We start from the raw sequence: 16,603 nt of genomic DNA on the forward strand, positions 1-16,603 counted from the left end.
AGGTGAACACGGTCGAACGCGAAGAACGATCGCGTTTCGTTTAGGCTCCTCCGGTAGTTGCTGTCCCCTCTACGGTACGGCTAAACATCGCGATCGGGTGATCCTGGAGGCACCTATACGTACCAGCAGTGCGAATCCGAGGGATCCTCGCTCGCACGAATGGACGTCAACACCCCCCGAAATGGTGGATTGGCTTCTCCACCGTTGACGTGCGGGAATAACTCGGTCGCACACATCGCAAGGAGGCGATTCCCGTGGACCTCCGCTATGAGGCCTACTGCTTCGCGGATCGTCTGTTCTATGACGTGCAAAGCAGCGCGGAAACCTCCGAAGACGATTTCTCGCAAGTTCTCCCCGCCTTGCCGGAAGGATGGGCCCAGGGTGACCGCAACATCTGGCGGCACACCTACCCGCAGGGCGTTCCCCTGCCGAAGCAGGGCTGGAAGATCCACGTGTCGGCGACCGTGCTGAACGCCGGCGAGGTGCTGCTGAAGTCCTACGAGTACCTGGTCGCCCGCCGGATCCCGTTCAAGTACCTGCGCACCCGGTCCATCGTGCTGGCCCGCAACTCGAAGTACGCGCCTCGCGAGGGCAGCGGCAAGCTCATCACGATCTACCCGGCCGACGATTCCGAGCTGGAGTCGACGCTCCGCGAGTTGTCCGAAATCCTCAAGGGCCAGTCGGGCGCCTACATCCTGAGCGACCTCCGCTACGGCGCCGGCCCGTTGTTCGTCCGCTACGGCGGGTTCGTCGAGCAGTGGCTGGAGAAGGACGGCAAGCGCGTGCTGGCCATCGAGGGCCCGGACGGCGCACTCGTGCCCGACCAGCGCAAGCCGACTTTCTGGACGCCCGAGTGGGTGAAGATCCCGGCGTGCCTGGAGGAGCACCTGGCCGTGCGCCGGGCGGGCAGCGCGGACGAGTTCCCGTACCGGGTGCTCCGCTCACTGCACTTCTCCAACGGCGGCGGCGTGTACGAGGCGATCCGCAAGTCCGACGACCAGCGGGTGGTGCTCAAGGAGGCCAGACCGCACTCGGGCCTGGACCGGCTGAACGTCGACGCGGTCGCCCGGTTGCACCGCGAGCACGAGATGCTGGAGAAGGTCGCGGGCGTCCCGGGCGTGCCCGAGGTGTTCGAGCGCTTCAGCGCGTGGGAGCACGAGTTCATGGCCATGTCCGAGGTACCGGGCCGCCCGCTCGGCCAGTGGCTCGGGCAGCACTACCCGCTCACCCACCACGAGATCTCCGACGAGGCGGTCGCCGCCTACACCGAGCGCGCGCTGAAGGTCATCGCCGCGGTCGAGCGGATCATCGGCGACGTGCACGCCCGCGGCCTCGTGTTCTGCGACCTCCACCCGCTCAACATCCTGGTGGACGACGACGACTCGATCTCGCTGATCGACTTCGAGCTGGCGTTCCGGGTCGAGGAGGACAAGAAGCCCACGCTCGGCTCGCCGGGCTTCCAGGCGCCGCCGGACCGCAGCGGCTTCGAGATCGACGAGCACGCCCTCGCCGCGCTGCGCCTGTACGTCTTCCTGCCGCTCATCACCATGCTCGAACTCGCGCCGGTGAAGCTGCAGTCCCACGTCGACTTCATCCGGCGCCGGTTCGGCCTGTCCGAGGAGTACTGCGCGAAGATCCTCGCCGGCCTGGAGCGCCGCGTCGACCCGCCGACCGAGTCGCCCACGACCGCGCTGGACGCGCCGGAGCCTGAGCTGCCGACGGTGCTCAAGATGGTCGCTGCCGCGATCCTGGCCAGCGCCACCCCGCAGCGCGACGACCGGCTGTTCCCCGGTGACGTGGAGCAGTTCGAGACCGGCGGCGCCACCTTCGGCTACGGCGCGGCGGGCGTGCTGCACGCGCTGGACGTCACGGGTCAGGGCCGGTTCCCCGACCACGAGCGGTGGCTGCTGGAGGCCGTGCGCCGCGACCCGCCGAAGGAGCCCGGCTTCTTCAGCGGCGCCCACGGCATCGCGTACGTGCTGGAGGAGTTCGGCCACCACGACCTCGCGGGCGAGCTGGTCCGCTCCTACGCCGCGATGGTGCCCGACACCGAGGACCACGGCCTCGGCTCCGGCCTCGCGGGCATCGCGCTCAACCTGCTGCACTTCGCCGGCACGCGCGACGACGAGACCTTCGCCGAGCAGGCGCTGGAGCTGGGCGAGCGCCTGGACACGGCGCTGGCGAACGTCGAGCCGCCCGGCGACAAGGCCCGCGCGGGCCTGGAGCACGGCTGGTCCGGTCCCGCGCTGCTGTTCCTGCGCCTGTTCGAGCGCACCGGCGACCGGCGCTGGCTGGACGTGGGCGTCAAGGCGCTGGAGCGCGACCTGGCCGAGACGATGATCGCGCTGGACGGCTCGACGCAGGTCCGGGACGGCAGCGCCCGCACCCTGCCCTACGTCGGCACCGGCAGCGCGGGCATCGCCCTGGTGCTCAACGAGTTCCGCCTGGTCGAACCGGACCTGCCGGTGCTGGACAAGCTGCCGGAGCTGCTCAGCGCCACGACCGGCGAGTTCGTCATCCAGCCCGCGCTGATGCTGGGCCGGGCCGGTCTGCTGGCCACGCTCGTGCACACCGGTGGACCCGGGCACGCGATCGACCGGCACCTGACCTCGCTGGCTTGGCACGCCGTCCCCTACCAGGGCGGGCTGGCGTTCCCCGGCATCCAGCTGCGGCGGTTGTCGATGGACCTGAACACCGGCGGGGCGGGCGTGCTCCTGGCGCTCGGCACCCTCGCGAACGGCACCCCGATGCTGCCGTTCCTCAAAGCCCCGACCCTCGCGGGTCGGTAGCAGTACCCCGAGTTCAATCCCCCGAAATAAGGAGCCACCACCATGGACTTCATCCTCGACCTGCAGGACATGGAGACCCCCGAGGCCGCTTCCAACGCGATGGCGTCGGGTGGCAGCAGCAGCGGCGGCGGCGGCAGCACGTCCGCCTCGGGCCTGTCGCTGCTGGGCTGCGGCGCTCACTCCACCGTGAGCCTCGTGATCTGCTAGTTCGACTGGCAGCTCAGCTGCACCTCGGGTGAGCGGCGCAGTCGAAGTGCGCCGCTCACCCGGTCATCGGGGGTTCGACGGCATGCCGTCGGACCCCCGACACATGATGCGCCCGACCGCGGCAATCGTCATAGGAGTCCCAAAGCATGGTGCTCTCTTCTGTCGTGCGGCGAGATCCCCGTTGGCTGCTGCTGGCGCTGAACGCGCTGCCGGCCACGACCGCCGGACTCCTCCTGCCCGCTGCGCTGGCCTCGGCGGTGGACATGGCGCTGGCCGGGCGGCTGGACCGCGGCACGGTGTTGTGGCTGGTGGGGCTCGCGGGCGTGGAAGTCCTCGGCGACGCGATCGGCGTGGTGCTGGCCGCGGCGATCACGGCGAGCGGCGCGACGTGGCTGCGGCGCCGGTTGACCGCCCACCTGGTGGCGTTGGGCCACCCGACGCGGTTCGAGCCCGGTGACGCGGTGAGCCGGCTGACCGGTGACAGCGCGATCGCGGGCGGTGTCTCGGTGCTGGCGGTGAACCTGGGCATCTCGGTGCTCACCGCGGCCGGTGCGATCACCGCGCTGGCGCTGCTGGACTGGCGGCTCGCGGTCGTGTTCCTGCTGAGCGTCCCCCTGGCGGCCTTGCTGGTCCGCTCGCACCTGCGGCTGACGGCCGCGGACGTGGCCACTTACCAGGAGGTGTCCGGCGAGTTGTCCGCACGACTGGTGGACGCCGTCGGCGGCCTGCGCACCATCGCCGCCTCCGGTCGCGCGGACCAAGAAGCCGAACGCGTCCTGCGCCCGCTCCCCCGCCTGGCCGCCGCCGGTGTCGGCATGTGGAGCACGCAGGCGCGGATGATCTGGCGGGCCGGTCTCCTGCTGCCCGCCGTGGAGCTCGCCGTCCTGACCGCCGCCGGTTTCGGCGTGGTCGCGGGCCGGTTGAGCGTCGGTGACGTGCTGGCCACCCTCGGGTACGTGGCGCTCGGGATGACCGTGGTCGGCCAGGCCACCCTGTTGACCGCCATCCAGCGCGCACGGGCGTCTGCGCAACGGCTGGACGAAGTGCTGTCGACCCCCGTGCCCGCCGAGGACCCCCCGGGCGGCGCGGCGACCGGTGAACTGGTGCTGACCGGCGTGAACGTGCCCGGCGCGCTGCACGACGTCGAGCTGACCGTGGCCGCCGGGACGTTCGTGGCCGTGGTCGGCCGGTCCGGGTCGGGCAAGTCCGCGCTCGCGTCGGTGATCGGCGGGCTGACCCGGCCGTCCACCGGACGGGTGCGGCGCGGCGGGTCAGTCGGCTACGCGTTCGAGCGCCCCTCCCTCGTCGGCACGACTGTCGGCGACGCGGTGCGCTACGGCACGTCCCGTGATCACGACGAGGTGGAGGCCGCCTGCCGTGCCGCGCAGGTGCACGACGTGGTGGTGCGGCTGCCCGAGGGCTACGACACCCCGATGTCGGCGGCGCCGATGTCCGGTGGTGAGGCGCAGCGGCTCGGATTGGCGCGCGCGTTCGTGCGCGACCCGGCGGTGCTGGTGCTGGACGACGCCACGGCGAGCCTCGACATGGTGACGGAGTCCACCGTTGAACGTGCGGTCGAGTCGGCGTTGCCCGGTCGGACGCGGGTCGTGGTGACGCATCGCGCGGCCACCGCGCGGAGGGCGGACGTCGTGGTGTGGTTGGACGGGGGCCGGGTGCGCGCGGTGGGGCCGCACTCCGAGCTGTGGGACGACGACGAGTACCGGGCGGTGTTCGGCTGATGACGTACCTGCGGGCGTTGCGCGAACAACGGCGCGGCATCGTCGTGCTGCTCGGCTGGTCGGTTTTGGAAGGGGTGCCCGCGCTGCTGTCCGGCCGGTTGGTCGGGTTGGCGGTGGACCGGGGTTTCGGGGCCGGCAGGCCCTGGGTCGGCGTCGGGTGGCTGCTGCTGTTCGCCGCGGTCGCGGTGCTCGGCGGGTTCGGGCTGCGGCAGGTGTTCATGCGGCTCGGTGCGGTGGTCGAACCGTTGCGGGACGCCCTGGTGCGCCAGGTCGTGCGCGGTGTGCTGCACGGTGGTTCGCAGACCCGTCAGCCGGACGCGAGCGCGGTCGCCCGGATCACCCGGCACGTCGAGGTGGTGCGCGACGCCACCGCCGGTGTGCTGGTGCAGGCGCGGGCACTGCTCGTGACGACGGCGGCGGCGCTGGTCGGGCTGGCGGTCACGGTGTCGTCGTTGGCGTGGCTGGTGATCCTGCCGGTGGTGGCGGCACTCGTGCTGTTCGGTCTGCTGCTGCCGTCGTTGGCGCGCGGCCAGCGGCGGCTGGTGCTGGCCGACGAGGAGTCGGCGGCGGTGGCCGGCACGGTGTTGCTCGGCATGCGGGACGTGGTGGCCGTCGGTGGTTCGGAGCAGGCACTGCACGACGTGATGGAGCAGGTGAACCGGCAGGCGTCGGCGACCGTGCGGATGGCGTGCGCCACGGCGTTGCGCGGCGTGGTCATCGCGCTGGGCGGCTTCGCGCCACTCGTGCTGCTGCTGCTCGTCGCGCCGGGGATGGTTCGGGCCGGCACGTTGTCGGTCGGCGAGGTCCTGGGTGCCGTGGTCTACCTGAGCACCAGCGTGCAGCCCGCCCTGCGCCGGCTGGCGGACACGACGAGCACCATCGTGCTGCGGCTGGTCGTGGCCCTGCGCCGGCTGGCGGAGGCCGCGCCACCGGTCGACGTGCCCGGCGGCGACGCCGTGCCCGAGGGCCGCGAGATCGAGCTGAGCGGCGTGACGTTCGGCTGGAGCGCCACGGCCGAACCCGTCGTGCGCTCCTTGGACCTCGTCCTGCCCGAGGGCGCCCACCTGGCGGTGATCGGCCCCAGCGGCATCGGCAAGTCCACGTTGGCCGGCCTGATCACGGGCATGGTGGAACCGCAGGCCGGTGTCGTGCGCTTCGGCGGTGTCCCGGTGCGCTCCGTCGCGCCGGGGGTGCGCCACGAGCGGATCGCCCTGGTCCCCCAGGAGACCTACCTGTTCACCGGCACCGTCCGCGAGAACCTGGCCCTGTTCGCCCCGGCCGCCTCGGACGCGGCGCTGCTGTCCGCCGCCGAGGCCGTCGGCGCGACCGACCTGATCACCAGGCTGGGCGGCCTGTCCGGCTCCGTGGGCCACGCCGGGGGCGGTCTCTCCGCCGGCGAGGCCCAACTCCTGGCCGCCGCCCGCGTCCACGCCTCACCGGCCGACGTGGTGATCCTGGACGAGGCCGCCTCAGCCCTCGACCCCTCCGCCGAAGCCGTGGTGGAGCATGCATTCGCCGCCAGGGGCGGCACCCTGATCGTGATCGCCCACCGGCTCTCCTCGGCGCTGCGAGCCGACCTGGTCCTCCTCATGGACGGCGGCCCGCCACTGCTCGGCAGCCACCAGGACCTCCTGGCGAACTCACCCCTCTACCGGGACCTCATGGCCGCCTGGCAACCCACCCCGATCGCGCCCTAGCAGACCCCCGAGCCCGCCGCGCGATCTCACCCCGACCTGGCGAAGCCGAACGCCTACGCGGTGACGGATCGGAGGAATGATCCCGACCGGTTGGCGGCAGTGTGAGCACCTGACACGACCCACCCACCACAGCCCCGCAACCACCCCGCAAAGGCCCGATTTGACATGGGTTCGGGTGCTTTAGGCTGGTCGAAGCCGGGCAGGCTTGGCGGACGCTTTTCCCGCCAGGCCTGCCCGGCTTTGGCCTGCCTGGAGTGCCCGTACGGGCCCCATGTCAAATCGGGCCGGACTTGAGCGAAGACACTGCCCCCCCCGACCCGACCCGACCACCTAGCCGAACAACCGCACGCGCTCATCCCACCCGGTGCAACCACGTCACCGGCGCGCCGTCGCCCGCCCGCCGGAACGGTTCCAGGGCGTCGTCCCAAGCCGCGCCCAGGATCTCGTCCACCCCGTGCGCGAACGACTCGCCGCCTCTGCTGCGCGCGGCCAGCGCCCGGAGTTGGTCCTCTGAAACAACTATGTCGCCGTTCGCGCTCGTGCGCGCGTGCCACAACCCCAGCACGGGCGCGAAGCAGTACCTCACGCCGTCCACTCCCGGACTCGGGTCTTCCGTCACCTCGAACCTGAGCATCGGCCACGCCCTGAGCGCGGACACGAGTCGGGCACCGGTGCCGGCGTCGCCGGTCCAGTTGCATTCGGCGCGCAACTGACCAGGCGCCGCGGGTTGCGCCGCCCACTTGAGGTCCGCTCGCTCACCGAGGGTGCCCGAGATCGCCCACTCGACGTGCGGACAGACCGCAGACGGCGACGAGTGGACGTAGACCACGCCACTGCTGCTGCCACGGGTGCTCACAGCTGACCTCCGCTACTCGACGAGGGACGTCTTCCCCTACGACCTCTCGAGGATGCGGACGATCTTGCGAATTCCCGACTTGGTCATTCTGCCCGTTGCGGCAGCAGTGCGCCATAAGAACCATCGCGTTCCTCACCCGGGCGGGTCAGATACAGGACTTTCGACCCTAAATCGGCGACCTCACCCGCGGAGACCACGCCGCGAGGGGTGACTTTCCGGGATCACCCGACCACGTTCACGTGATCTTGGCGGGTCGTCACCACCTCATCGCCGCCACTTCACCGCGACGACCGCCACCAACCTCCACCACGGAGTTGCGAAACTACCGCGCTAAACGCGGCATCCAGGTGATGACTGTCACGCAACGTCATCTCCAGCGATGCGCCCGACCGGCCGTCACCCCACGGCGCTACCGTGTCCGACCGTGTGGAACGCCGAACGTCAGACCGTGTGGCACGCCGACGCGTGGACCGCCGAACGGCGCGATCTCGTGGTGATCCCGTGCGGCTGATCCGACTCGGGACCGAGCCTTCCGCGGTGGGCGCCGACGTGCGCGCCGCGTTGAGCACGTGGGGCAACGGCGACGCCGTGCTCGGCGGTGTCGCGCTGCTCGGCGTGCGACCGCCGGACAGCCCGCGCGAGCTGGACGCGGTGATCGTGCTGCCGCGCGGTGTGCTCGTGGTCGTCGGCGTGGACCTGCCGGACCCGGCCATGCGGCTGGAGGCCCCGCTCAACGGCCAGTGGAAGATCGACGGCTGGCCGCTGACCCGGCCGGACGGCGCGATGAGCCCCGCCGCCGAGGCGCTGGCCGCCACCACCGCCGTCGCCCGCCGCATCCAGGACATGCGCGGGGAGCCGTTGCCGGTCACCACGGTGGTGGCCGTCGGCCCGTACGTCGGTCAGGTCGTGCAGCCGACCGTCGACCTGAACCGCGGTGTGCGCGTCCTGCACCCGAAGCCGACCACGCTGCTCGCCGCCGCGCGGGAGCTGGCCACCAGCGACCGGCCTTGCTCCGCCGAGCACGCCGCGAAGCTGGTCGCCGTCCTCGCCACGACCGGCGCGCCGCCCACCCGCCAGCACCTGATCGCCGAGGGCTTCTCCGACGCGGCGGCCGACCTGGCCTCCGCCAGCACGATGCTGCTGCCGAAGGTCACGCCCGCACCGGCCGCCCGCAAGCTCCTGCCCTACGCGGCCGGCGCGGTCGTGGCGCTCCTGCTGGTCATCGCCCTGATCATCTCGTTGTCCTCGAACGACACCGCGGACAGCGCCACGTCCACCACCGCCGCCCCGCAGCCGACCACCGTGGTCGTCGACGGCCGGAGCTTCTCGCCGCGCGGCGCGGACCGGACCGACGACTGCGCCTCGCACGCGTTCGGCGACGTCCGGGGTTGGCTGACCGGGCACCTGTGCATGCAGCTGCGGCGCGCCCAGTACGAGACCACAGTGGACGGCCGCAAGGTCGGTGTCGCCATCGCCGAGCTGAGCCTGCCCGACTCGACCCGGGCCGGCGAGCTGCACGCGATCGCGTCGGCGGCGGGCTCGGGCGGTGTCACCACCCTCGTCAAGGACGGCAAGGGCTGGCCGGGAGGGCCGACGACGTTCGACCGGTCGGCGATCCGCGTGTCGGCGAAGGGCGCGCAGCTGCGCATCACGCAGGTGGTGTGGGCCGAGGGCGAGCAGGACCCGGCCGACCCGGAGCTGACCGAGATCGCCGACCAGGCCTTGCGGCTCCCCGCCGCGCAGGGGTGATCCCCCACCTCGCCGCTTGACGCCTGTCCGACACCCGGTGCCGAGCAACCCCCGGTGCCGGTCAACGCCCGGTGCGCACCATCCCGACACCGATCAACCCGAACGCCACGTGCAGCACGATCACCAGCCCGGCCACCGCGCACAGCGTCTCGGTGCCCGGTTTGCCGGCGATCGCGCCGAACGAGAACAGCCACCCGCCCACCGCGATGGCGAACCCGGTGAACAGCACCGACTTCGGCACGTGCGCCAGGCACAGCAGCGCGCTGGACCGCGCGCGGAACAACGTGTGCAGCACGACCGGCGCGATCAGGAACCCCGGCAGGTGCACCGCGACCGGCGGCCACGAGGGGCCGCCGGGCAGGAACGTGGAGGCGATGACGAAGGCGCACCACAGCACCGCGCCCATCGCGACGGCCACTGTTCCCCTGGTCACACCGGCAGTGTAAGGAGCTGAAGCCGCATTTTGAGGTTAAGAGTCTCTATGGCCGCACGGTCGATACGGCACTCGGCGCATGGTGTACACGATGTGCTGACACAACGTGCACTCAGCGTCAGAGACCGTAGGCCTCGAGCAGCCTCAACCACACCTCACTGATGGTGGGGTACGCCGGAACTGCGTGCCACAACCGGTCCACGGTGACCTCGCCGACGATCGCGATGGTGGCCGCGTGGATCAGCTCGGCCACGTCCGGACCGGCGAACGTGACGCCGACGAGCGTGCGCTTGCGCTCGTCCACGATCATCCGCGCCTTGCCCCGGTACCCGTCCGCGTGCAGGGACGAGCCGGCCACCGCGATGTCGAGGTCGACGACCCGGATGTCCAGTCCCGCCTCGCGGGCCTGCGCCTCGGTCCAGCCGACCGACGCCACCTCCGGATCGGTGAACACCACCTGCGGCACGGCCGTGTGGTCGGCCGTGGCCACCGGCGCGGTCCACGGCTCCGGGTCGGTCGCACCGGTGACGATCGCCGTGCCGACCGCACGCGCGGCGTACTTGCCCTGGTGGGTCAGCAACGCGCGGCCCGTGACGTCGCCCGCCGCGTACAGCCAGTCCACTCCGGACACCCGGCCGGTGTCGTCGACCTCCAGCGCCTCGCCCGCCGTGAAGCCGAACTGCTCCACGCCGAGGTCGAACGTCGCCGGCTGACGCCCGGTCGCGATCAGCAGGTGGGCACCGGTCACCACCGCGTCGTCCGACAACGTCAACGACACCTCGCCGGCGCCACCCAGACCCGAGCCACCCGGACCCGAGCCACCCGGACCCGAGCCACCCGAGCCGTCCGAAGTGGACACCCCGACCGCCTTGACCCCGGTGACGAGCCGGACGCCGTCCTCCTTCAGCCCGTCCGCGACCAGCTCGCCCGCGAACGCCTCGAACTTCGGCAACGGCCGCTCACCGGACACGACGAGCGTGACGTCGGAGCCGAGCCGCGCCCAGGCCTGCGCCATCTCCACGCCGACCACGCCGCCGCCGAGCACCACCAACGACCGGGGCACCTCCTGCGCGGAGGTCGCCTCGCGGGACGTCCAGTAGGGCACGTCCGCCAGGCCGGGCAGCGACGGGATGCGCGGCACGCTGCCCGTGCACACCACGACCGCCTTCGTCGCGGTCAGCACGCGCCCGTCCACGTCCACCCGGCGCTCGCCCGCCAGCCTGCCGCGACCGCGCACCACCGTCAGCCCGGCGCCCTCGGCCCACTCGACCTGACCCGAGTCGTCCCAGTCGGAGGTGAAGCTGTTGCGCCGCTTCAGCACCTCGGCCGGGTCGAGCCGCTCGCCGACCGGCACGCCGGGCACCCGGCGGGCGGCGGCGAGCGCGTGGCCCGGGCGCAGCAACGCCTTGCTCGGCATGCACGCCCAGTACGAGCACTCGCCGCCGACGCGCTCGGCTTCCACCAACGCCGTCCGCAGGCCACCGGCGGCGGTCCGGGCGGCGGCGTTCTCGCCCACCGGGCCGCCGCCGATCACGATCACGTCGAAGTCGTCGCTCACCGGTCCACCCCACACCACCAGGACCGGCGCGGCAAGTCACGAGGGGTCGAACACCTTCGACAACATCTTCAAGATCACCCCGTCGGCGGTGCGGAGCACCACCGGGCGTTCGTCGGGATCGACCCGTTCGGCCAGCTTGAACATCGCGTCCGCGGTCTGGGCGGCCATCCGGAACGTCAACATGACCGGCGCGTCGCCGCGCACCGCGAAGCGGGTCACGAACAGGTCCCGCAGCCGCTCGGCCATCAGCTCGTACTGGTCGACGGAGGAGTCGAGGCGGTGGCCGTCGAGCAGGTCGCTGAACCGGACCCGCCCGAACCCGGGGATCTCGACGAGCATCCGCAGGTAGACGGCGACCACTTGGCGGACCGCTTCCCGCCAGTCCTCGGCGATCCGCCCCTCCGTGAACAGCGTTTCCACCCGTCCCAGGTACTCCTCCATGCCGCGCAGGGCCAACGCGTGCACAACAGAACGCTTGTCCGGGAAGTATTGGTAGAACGATCCAATTGGCACGCCTGCTAGCTCGACGATCCGGGCGGTGGTGATGTCGTCGTAGTCGTAGTCGTTGAGCAGCGTCGCGCAGGCATCGACAATCGCGGACACCGTCGCGGCGCCGCGCTGCTGAACGGGCTGACGACGCATCACCTTGGCTAAGCGGTTTTCGGCGGGATTTTCTGGCACTCGCACATCTTGATGGATACGGACCGGTAAGCCCAAACAGGCGAATCCAGAATGTGATGTGAGGTTCGCTCGACTTCCCCGGATAGATTTGTTGGGGTGCAAAACTATTTGCATACCCTGACCGGATCGGGAAATCCGGTCCGGCTCAACGCGATCCGCGCTGCGCCGGGACGGGTTCGGGCAGTTCACCGGGTGTGCCGCCGGCCAGCGGCCGTTCGGCGGAAGCCGCGCGGACGATCGGCGTCCCCGGCCGTCGGCGCGGTGGCCGAGTCACGTAGGGGCCGACCAGCCGGGCCAGCACCAGCCCCGGCGCGACCAGCGGCACCACCGCCGACAGCGCTGCCGCCGTCGCGCCCGCGCGGGCCACGTCCCGCGGGATGACGGCCACCCGGTCCACCACGAACGCCCGCCGCCCGGTGATCGACACCAGGCCCATCACCGCGAGGAACACCACCAGCGACAGCAACGCCCACCGCACCGCGACGTAACCGACGTCCTCCGCCGACGCCATCACCGCGAGCCAGCCGACCAACGCCGACGCCTGCCGGCTCGCGCTCGTCATCGCCCACAGCAGACCGCCCACCACGGCCAGGAACCCGGTGCGGCCGTCGAACCACCCGCGCGTCGCGTCCAACCAGCCGGTCGGCAGGCCGGCCCACCGCACCGGCAGCACCTCCAGCGGGCTCGGCTCGCCGAACGCCTGGCCCACCACCCACGCCAGCGACCACGCCGACACGACCGCCGCGAACCCGAGCTGCCACCTGGGGCGGTCCACCGCGACGCGGCACAGGCCCGCCAACTCCCGGCGCTTCTCCTTCACCCGTCCCAGCGTGCCGGAGCGAGCCGGCGCCGCGACCCGGTTTCACCCGCGTGCCTTCGTAGAGCCGCTCATCGGGTGGTGGGCCCGCCGGGAAGCCGTCACCCGGCGTCGCGACGACCTCGCGCACTCTCTCGGGTGATCTACCCCGGCTCACCGCCGCACCTCGGCGACCCAGGCCACATCATGTCCAGCGGACACCACCCGATCACGAAGAGGAGGCGACCGTGCGCAGGCTGCTACCGGCGTTGCTGGCGGCGTTGACGATCACCTGGACGGCCGGTGCCGCGGTCGCCGATCCCGACCTCGCCGAACCGGACTTCGAGTACGTCGCCCTCGGCGACTCGTCCGCCGCCGGACCGCTCATCCCGCAGCAGGACCCGGAGGCCCCGGGCTGCATGCGCTCGTCGCGCAACTGGCCGTCCGTGCTGGCCGAGCGGATCGGCGCCCGGCTCACGGACGTGACGTGCTCCGGCGCCGTGACCGACGACCTGACCGGGTCGCAGACCACCATCGACGGCGAGTCGCAGGCGCCGCAGGCGGACGCGCTGAGCCCGTCGACCGACCTGGTGACGCTCACCCTCGGCGGCAACGACATCGCGCTGGTCGACCTGGCGGGGAAGTGCGTGAACCTGCTGCCCCAGCCGATCGGCAGGTCGTGCCGCGACGAGTTCACCGCCGGCGGGCGCGACGAGCTGGCCGAGCGGATCGACGCCTACGCGGCCGAGTTCGCCGCCGCGCTCGACCTGATCTCCGACCGGGCGCCCGGCGCGCGGGTCGTGGTGGTCGGCTACGGCACGCACATCCGGCCCGAGGGCTGCCACCCGGAGCAGCCGATCTGGCCCAAGGACGCCGCTTACCTCCAGGGTGGCATCCACCGGCTGAACGAGCTGTTCGCCCGCGAGGCGGCCGAGCACGGCGCGCTGTACGTCGACGTCGAGTCGCCGAGCGTGGGCCACGACGCGTGCGCGCCATCGGCGCAGAAGTGGTTCGAGGGCGTGGTTGTGACCGGGCCGGTCGCGCCGCTGCACCCGAACAAGGCGGGCATGGCCGCGGTCGGCGGGATCGTCGCCGACCGGTTGTAGCAGGGGGTCCGGGCCGCACCAAGATCACCAGGCCGCCGTCGAGCACCCGCTCGGCGGCGGCCTTCGTGCGTTCACCCGAGTCCGAGCGCGGGCGGAGTTGTTCACGCACCGGCGGGAAGGACGTGTAGTAGATTAGACGTTCTGCGCGAGACGGGCGCAGGACTGTGAGCCCGCAAGAAACCGTCAGCCGCAATGCGACACAGGCTGATAAAACACGCTATCCAGAAATGAGGCACGTTGTCAAGCCCCGCCGATGACCTCCGGCTCGCGGAAACCGAGTCGGAGCAGGAATACGTGTCGATGCTGTACGGCCGGCTGGACGACCTCCGCGAGCAGAGCTCGAAGCGCCTGGCCGGGGCGCTGCGGCAAACCGGTGGGACGCACCAGATGCGCTCCGAGCGCGACACCTCGGTGGCCCTGTACTCCGACCAGCTGGCGCAGTACAGCGCGGTGGAGAACGGGTTGTGCTTCGGCCGGCTCGACTTCCACACCGACGAGCGGTTCTACATCGGCCGGATCGGCTTGTTCGACGAGGACAAGGAGTACGAGCCGCTGCTGATGGACTGGCGCGCGCCCGCCGCCCGCCCGTTCTACCTCGCCACCGCCGCCGCGCCGGAGGGCGTGCGCAGGCGCAGGCACCTGCGGACCAAGCAGCGCAAGGTGGTCGGGTTCGACGACGAGGTGCTGGACATCAACTCGGTCGACCTGGACCGCCGCTCCGAGGGCCTGACCGGCGAGGCCACCCTGCTGGCCGCGGTGAACGCGAGCCGCACCGGCCAGATGGGCGACATCGTCGCGACCATCCAGGCCGAGCAGGACAAGATCATCCGCACCGAGCTGAACGGCGTGGTCGTCGTGCAGGGCGGTCCGGGCACCGGCAAGACGGCGGTCGCGCTGCACCGCGCCGCGTACCTGCTCTACACGCACCGGCGGCAGTTGGCGAAGCGCGGCGTGCTCGTGGTCGGGCCGAACGCGACGTTCCTGCGCTACATCGGGCAGGTGCTGCCGTCGCTGGGCGAGACGGGCGTGCTGCTGTCGACCGTCGGCGAGCTGTTCCCCGGCCTCACCGCGGTCGGTCGCGAACCCGCCGAGGTGGCCGCGCTGAAGGGCCGCACCGGGATGGCGGACGTGGTCGCGCACGCCATCCGGGACCGGCAGGAGGCGCCGAGCCTGGTCGAGGTGCCGTTCGACGGCGACGTGCTGCGGCTGGACCGGCGGGCGATCAGCGACGCGCGGGGGCGGGCGCGGCGCACCAGACGACCGCACAACGAGGCGCGGCGGACGTTCCAGCGCGAGATCATCTCCACCCTGGCGTCACAGGCCGTGTCCCGGCTGGGCAGGCACCTGCTGGACCAGGCCGACATCGATGACATCCGGCGCGAGCTGCGCGAGGACCCCGCCGTGCAAGCCGCCGTCGAGAAGCTGTGGCCGACGCTGTCGCCGCAGCGGCTGCTCGAAGACCTGTACGCGTCGCCGAAGCTGATCGCCAAGGCCACGCCGAAGCTCTCCCCCGCCGAGCGCGAGCTGCTGGTCCGCCCGCGCGGCGCCGAGTGGACTCCCGCCGACGTGCCGCTGCTGGACGAGGCGGCGGAGCTGCTCGGCGAGGACGACACCGAGGCCAAGGCGCGGGCCGAGCGGCAGCGGCGGCAGGCGATCGACTACGCGCAGGGCGTGCTGGACATCCTCGACCTGGAGGACGACGCCGACCCGGAGATCCTGATGGCCACCGACATCATGGACGCCTACCGGTTGGCCGAGCGGCACGGCGCGGAGCGCTACGAGACGGCGGCCGAGCGGGCGGCGGCGGACCGGACGTGGACGTTCGGGCACATCATCGTGGACGAGGCGCAGGAGCTGTCGCCGATGGCGTGGCGGACGTTGATGCGCCGGTGCCCGTCGAAGTCGATGACCGTGGTGGGCGACATCGCGCAGACCGGCGACATCGCGGGCGCGTCGTCGTGGCACGACGTGCTGTCGCCGTACGTGATGGACCGCTGGAAGCTCACCGAGCTGACCGTCAACTACCGGACGCCGTCGGAGATCATGGCCGTCGCGGCGGACGTGCTGGCGTCGGTCGACCCCGACCTCGTGCCGCCGACCTCGGTGCGGGACAGCGGTTTCGCGCCGTGGAGCCTGCGGGCGCCGTCCCTGGCCGAGGCGCTGCCGCCGGTGGTGGGCAAGGAGGTCGCCGCGATCGGTGACGGCAAGCTGGCGGTGATCGTGCCGGCGGCGTCGGTGGCGTCGCTGCGCGCCGCCGTGCCGGGCGCCTCGGACGACCTCGACGCGCAGGTGGTGGTGCTGGCCGTGACCGACGCGAAGGGCCTGGAGTTCGACTCGGTGCTGGTCGTCGACCCGGCGGGCATCCTGGCCGAGTCACCGCGCGGCGCGAGCGACCTGTACGTGGCGCTGACCCGGGCCACCCAACGCCTGGGCGTCGTGCACACCGGCGACCTGCCCCCCGTGCTGAGCCGGTTGACCACCGCGTGAGGGCCCGGCCTCACGAAGCCGGTGATCCCCCCGGTCGGCGCACCGCGTGTTCGACACCGACCGGGGGAATCACCGGCTCACACCCCTACTTGCTCAACCGCGCTCGCTGACGTCCGACGCCGACGAGCGCGGCGCCGAGCGCCAAGAGCAGTGCTCCCACGCTGGTCAGCAGGCCGAGCGGGGTGCTCGGTCCGGTGTCGGCGAGCGGCGGGACGCCCTCCGGCGGCATTGGCGTCCCGGGATGAGTGGTCGGGCCGGGTACGCCGATCCCGCTCGACGTCGTGGTGGTCGTGGCCGACGTGCCGGTGCTCGTCGTGCTGGTGCCCGAGGTCGGCGCGCTCGTCGTGGTAGTCGGTGCCGTGGTCGTCGTGGTTGTGCCGGTCGTCGTCGTGGTGCCCGTGGTGGTCGGCGACGTCGTGCCAGTCGTCGTCGTGGTCGTCGGCGAGGTCGTATCAGTCGTCGTCGTGGTCGTCGGCGAGGTCGTATCAGTCGTCGTCGTAGTGGT

The 16,603-nt window shown here is 71.8% G+C and carries 13 protein-coding genes; 7 read left to right on the top strand and 6 right to left on the bottom strand.

The features are described 5' to 3' along the window. Positions 1-305: 305 nt before the first annotated feature. The 4 genes from lanKC (at position 306) to EDD40_RS15280 (ending at position 6,432) form a co-directional block, all read left to right on the top strand. Complete coding sequence (gene lanKC / locus EDD40_RS15265; RefSeq protein WP_246038324.1) at positions 306-2,789, top strand: class III lanthionine synthetase LanKC; 2,484 nt, start codon at positions 306-308, stop codon at positions 2,787-2,789. A 42-nt stretch (positions 2,790-2,831) separates the two neighbouring features. Further along, the gene (locus tag EDD40_RS15270; protein WP_123743503.1) at positions 2,832-2,996 is read left to right on the top strand and encodes a SapB/AmfS family lanthipeptide; all 165 of its coding nucleotides are present in this window, start codon (positions 2,832-2,834) and stop codon (positions 2,994-2,996) included. Between the two features lie 146 nt (positions 2,997-3,142). After that, positions 3,143-4,735 (top strand): ABC transporter ATP-binding protein, encoded by a 1,593-nt coding sequence (locus EDD40_RS15275; RefSeq protein WP_123743504.1) that lies wholly within the window; start codon positions 3,143-3,145, stop codon positions 4,733-4,735. Further along, a complete protein-coding gene (locus EDD40_RS15280; RefSeq protein ID WP_123743505.1) occupies positions 4,735-6,432 on the top strand; it encodes an ABC transporter ATP-binding protein in 1,698 nt (565 codons plus the stop codon). Before EDD40_RS15275 ends, EDD40_RS15280 begins: the two co-directional genes overlap by 1 nt. A 352-nt stretch (positions 6,433-6,784) precedes the next feature. Here EDD40_RS15280 and EDD40_RS15285 read toward each other — a convergent pair whose 3' ends face one another. Continuing rightward, positions 6,785-7,288 (bottom strand): DUF3145 domain-containing protein, encoded by a 504-nt coding sequence (locus tag EDD40_RS15285; protein WP_123743506.1) that lies wholly within the window; start codon positions 7,286-7,288, stop codon positions 6,785-6,787. A 501-nt stretch (positions 7,289-7,789) separates the two neighbouring features. On the opposite strand from EDD40_RS15285, the gene EDD40_RS15290 reads away from it, so the two are divergent. After that, positions 7,790-9,037 carry a hypothetical protein gene (locus EDD40_RS15290; RefSeq protein ID WP_123743507.1) on the top strand — a complete coding sequence of 416 codons (1,248 nt, stop codon included), beginning with the start codon at positions 7,790-7,792 and terminating at the stop codon, positions 9,035-9,037. A 61-nt stretch (positions 9,038-9,098) separates the two neighbouring features. Here EDD40_RS15290 and EDD40_RS15295 read toward each other — a convergent pair whose 3' ends face one another. The 4 genes from EDD40_RS15295 to EDD40_RS15310 all read right to left on the bottom strand — a co-directional run bounded on the left by EDD40_RS15295 (position 9,099) and on the right by EDD40_RS15310 (position 12,529). Continuing rightward, entirely contained in the window at positions 9,099-9,470 is a 372-nt protein-coding gene (locus tag EDD40_RS15295; RefSeq protein ID WP_123743508.1) for a hypothetical protein, read from the bottom strand. Between the two features lie 118 nt (positions 9,471-9,588). Beyond that, on the bottom strand, positions 9,589-11,010 hold the full coding sequence (locus tag EDD40_RS15300) for a dihydrolipoyl dehydrogenase family protein (RefSeq protein WP_211348544.1): 1,422 nt from the start codon (positions 11,008-11,010) through the stop codon (positions 9,589-9,591). Positions 11,011-11,064: 54 nt separating this feature from the next. Further along, complete coding sequence (locus EDD40_RS15305) at positions 11,065-11,670, bottom strand: TetR/AcrR family transcriptional regulator (RefSeq protein WP_246037673.1); 606 nt, start codon at positions 11,668-11,670, stop codon at positions 11,065-11,067. 184 nt (positions 11,671-11,854) lie between these two features. Further along, the gene (locus EDD40_RS15310; protein ID WP_211348176.1) at positions 11,855-12,529 is read right to left on the bottom strand and encodes a hypothetical protein; all 675 of its coding nucleotides are present in this window, start codon (positions 12,527-12,529) and stop codon (positions 11,855-11,857) included. A gap of 224 nt (positions 12,530-12,753) precedes the next feature. Here EDD40_RS15310 and EDD40_RS15315 point away from each other — a divergent pair, with 224 nt between their 5' ends. Next, positions 12,754-13,611, top strand: coding sequence for an SGNH/GDSL hydrolase family protein (locus EDD40_RS15315; RefSeq protein WP_246037674.1), 858 nt, complete (start codon positions 12,754-12,756; stop codon positions 13,609-13,611). Between the two features lie 237 nt (positions 13,612-13,848). Further along, a complete protein-coding gene (locus EDD40_RS15320; protein WP_211348177.1) occupies positions 13,849-16,098 on the top strand; it encodes a HelD family protein in 2,250 nt (749 codons plus the stop codon). An 85-nt stretch (positions 16,099-16,183) separates the two neighbouring features. On the opposite strand, the gene EDD40_RS43575 is transcribed toward EDD40_RS15320, so the two are convergent. Then, positions 16,184-16,327 carry an LPXTG cell wall anchor domain-containing protein gene (locus EDD40_RS43575; protein WP_246037675.1) on the bottom strand — a complete coding sequence of 48 codons (144 nt, stop codon included), beginning with the start codon at positions 16,325-16,327 and terminating at the stop codon, positions 16,184-16,186. Positions 16,328-16,603: the final 276 nt, after the last annotated feature.

The organism is Saccharothrix texasensis, assembly GCF_003752005.1.
GTDB lineage: Bacteria > Actinomycetota > Actinomycetes > Mycobacteriales > Pseudonocardiaceae > Actinosynnema > Actinosynnema texasense.

Excerpts from the sequence above, each read along its gene's own strand:
- EDD40_RS15270 (WP_123743503.1), top strand. The coding sequence starts at position 2,832 with ATGGACTTCATCCTCGACCTGCAGGACATGGAGACCCCCGAGGCCGCT.
- EDD40_RS15275 (WP_123743504.1), top strand. The coding sequence starts at position 3,143 with ATGGTGCTCTCTTCTGTCGTGCGGCGAGATCCCCGTTGGCTGCTGCTG.
- EDD40_RS15280 (WP_123743505.1), top strand. The coding sequence starts at position 4,735 with ATGACGTACCTGCGGGCGTTGCGCGAACAACGGCGCGGCATCGTCGTG.
- EDD40_RS15305 (WP_246037673.1), bottom strand. The coding sequence starts at position 11,670 with ATGCGTCGTCAGCCCGTTCAGCAGCGCGGCGCCGCGACGGTGTCCGCG.
- EDD40_RS43575 (WP_246037675.1), bottom strand. The coding sequence starts at position 16,327 with ATGCCGCCGGAGGGCGTCCCGCCGCTCGCCGACACCGGACCGAGCACC.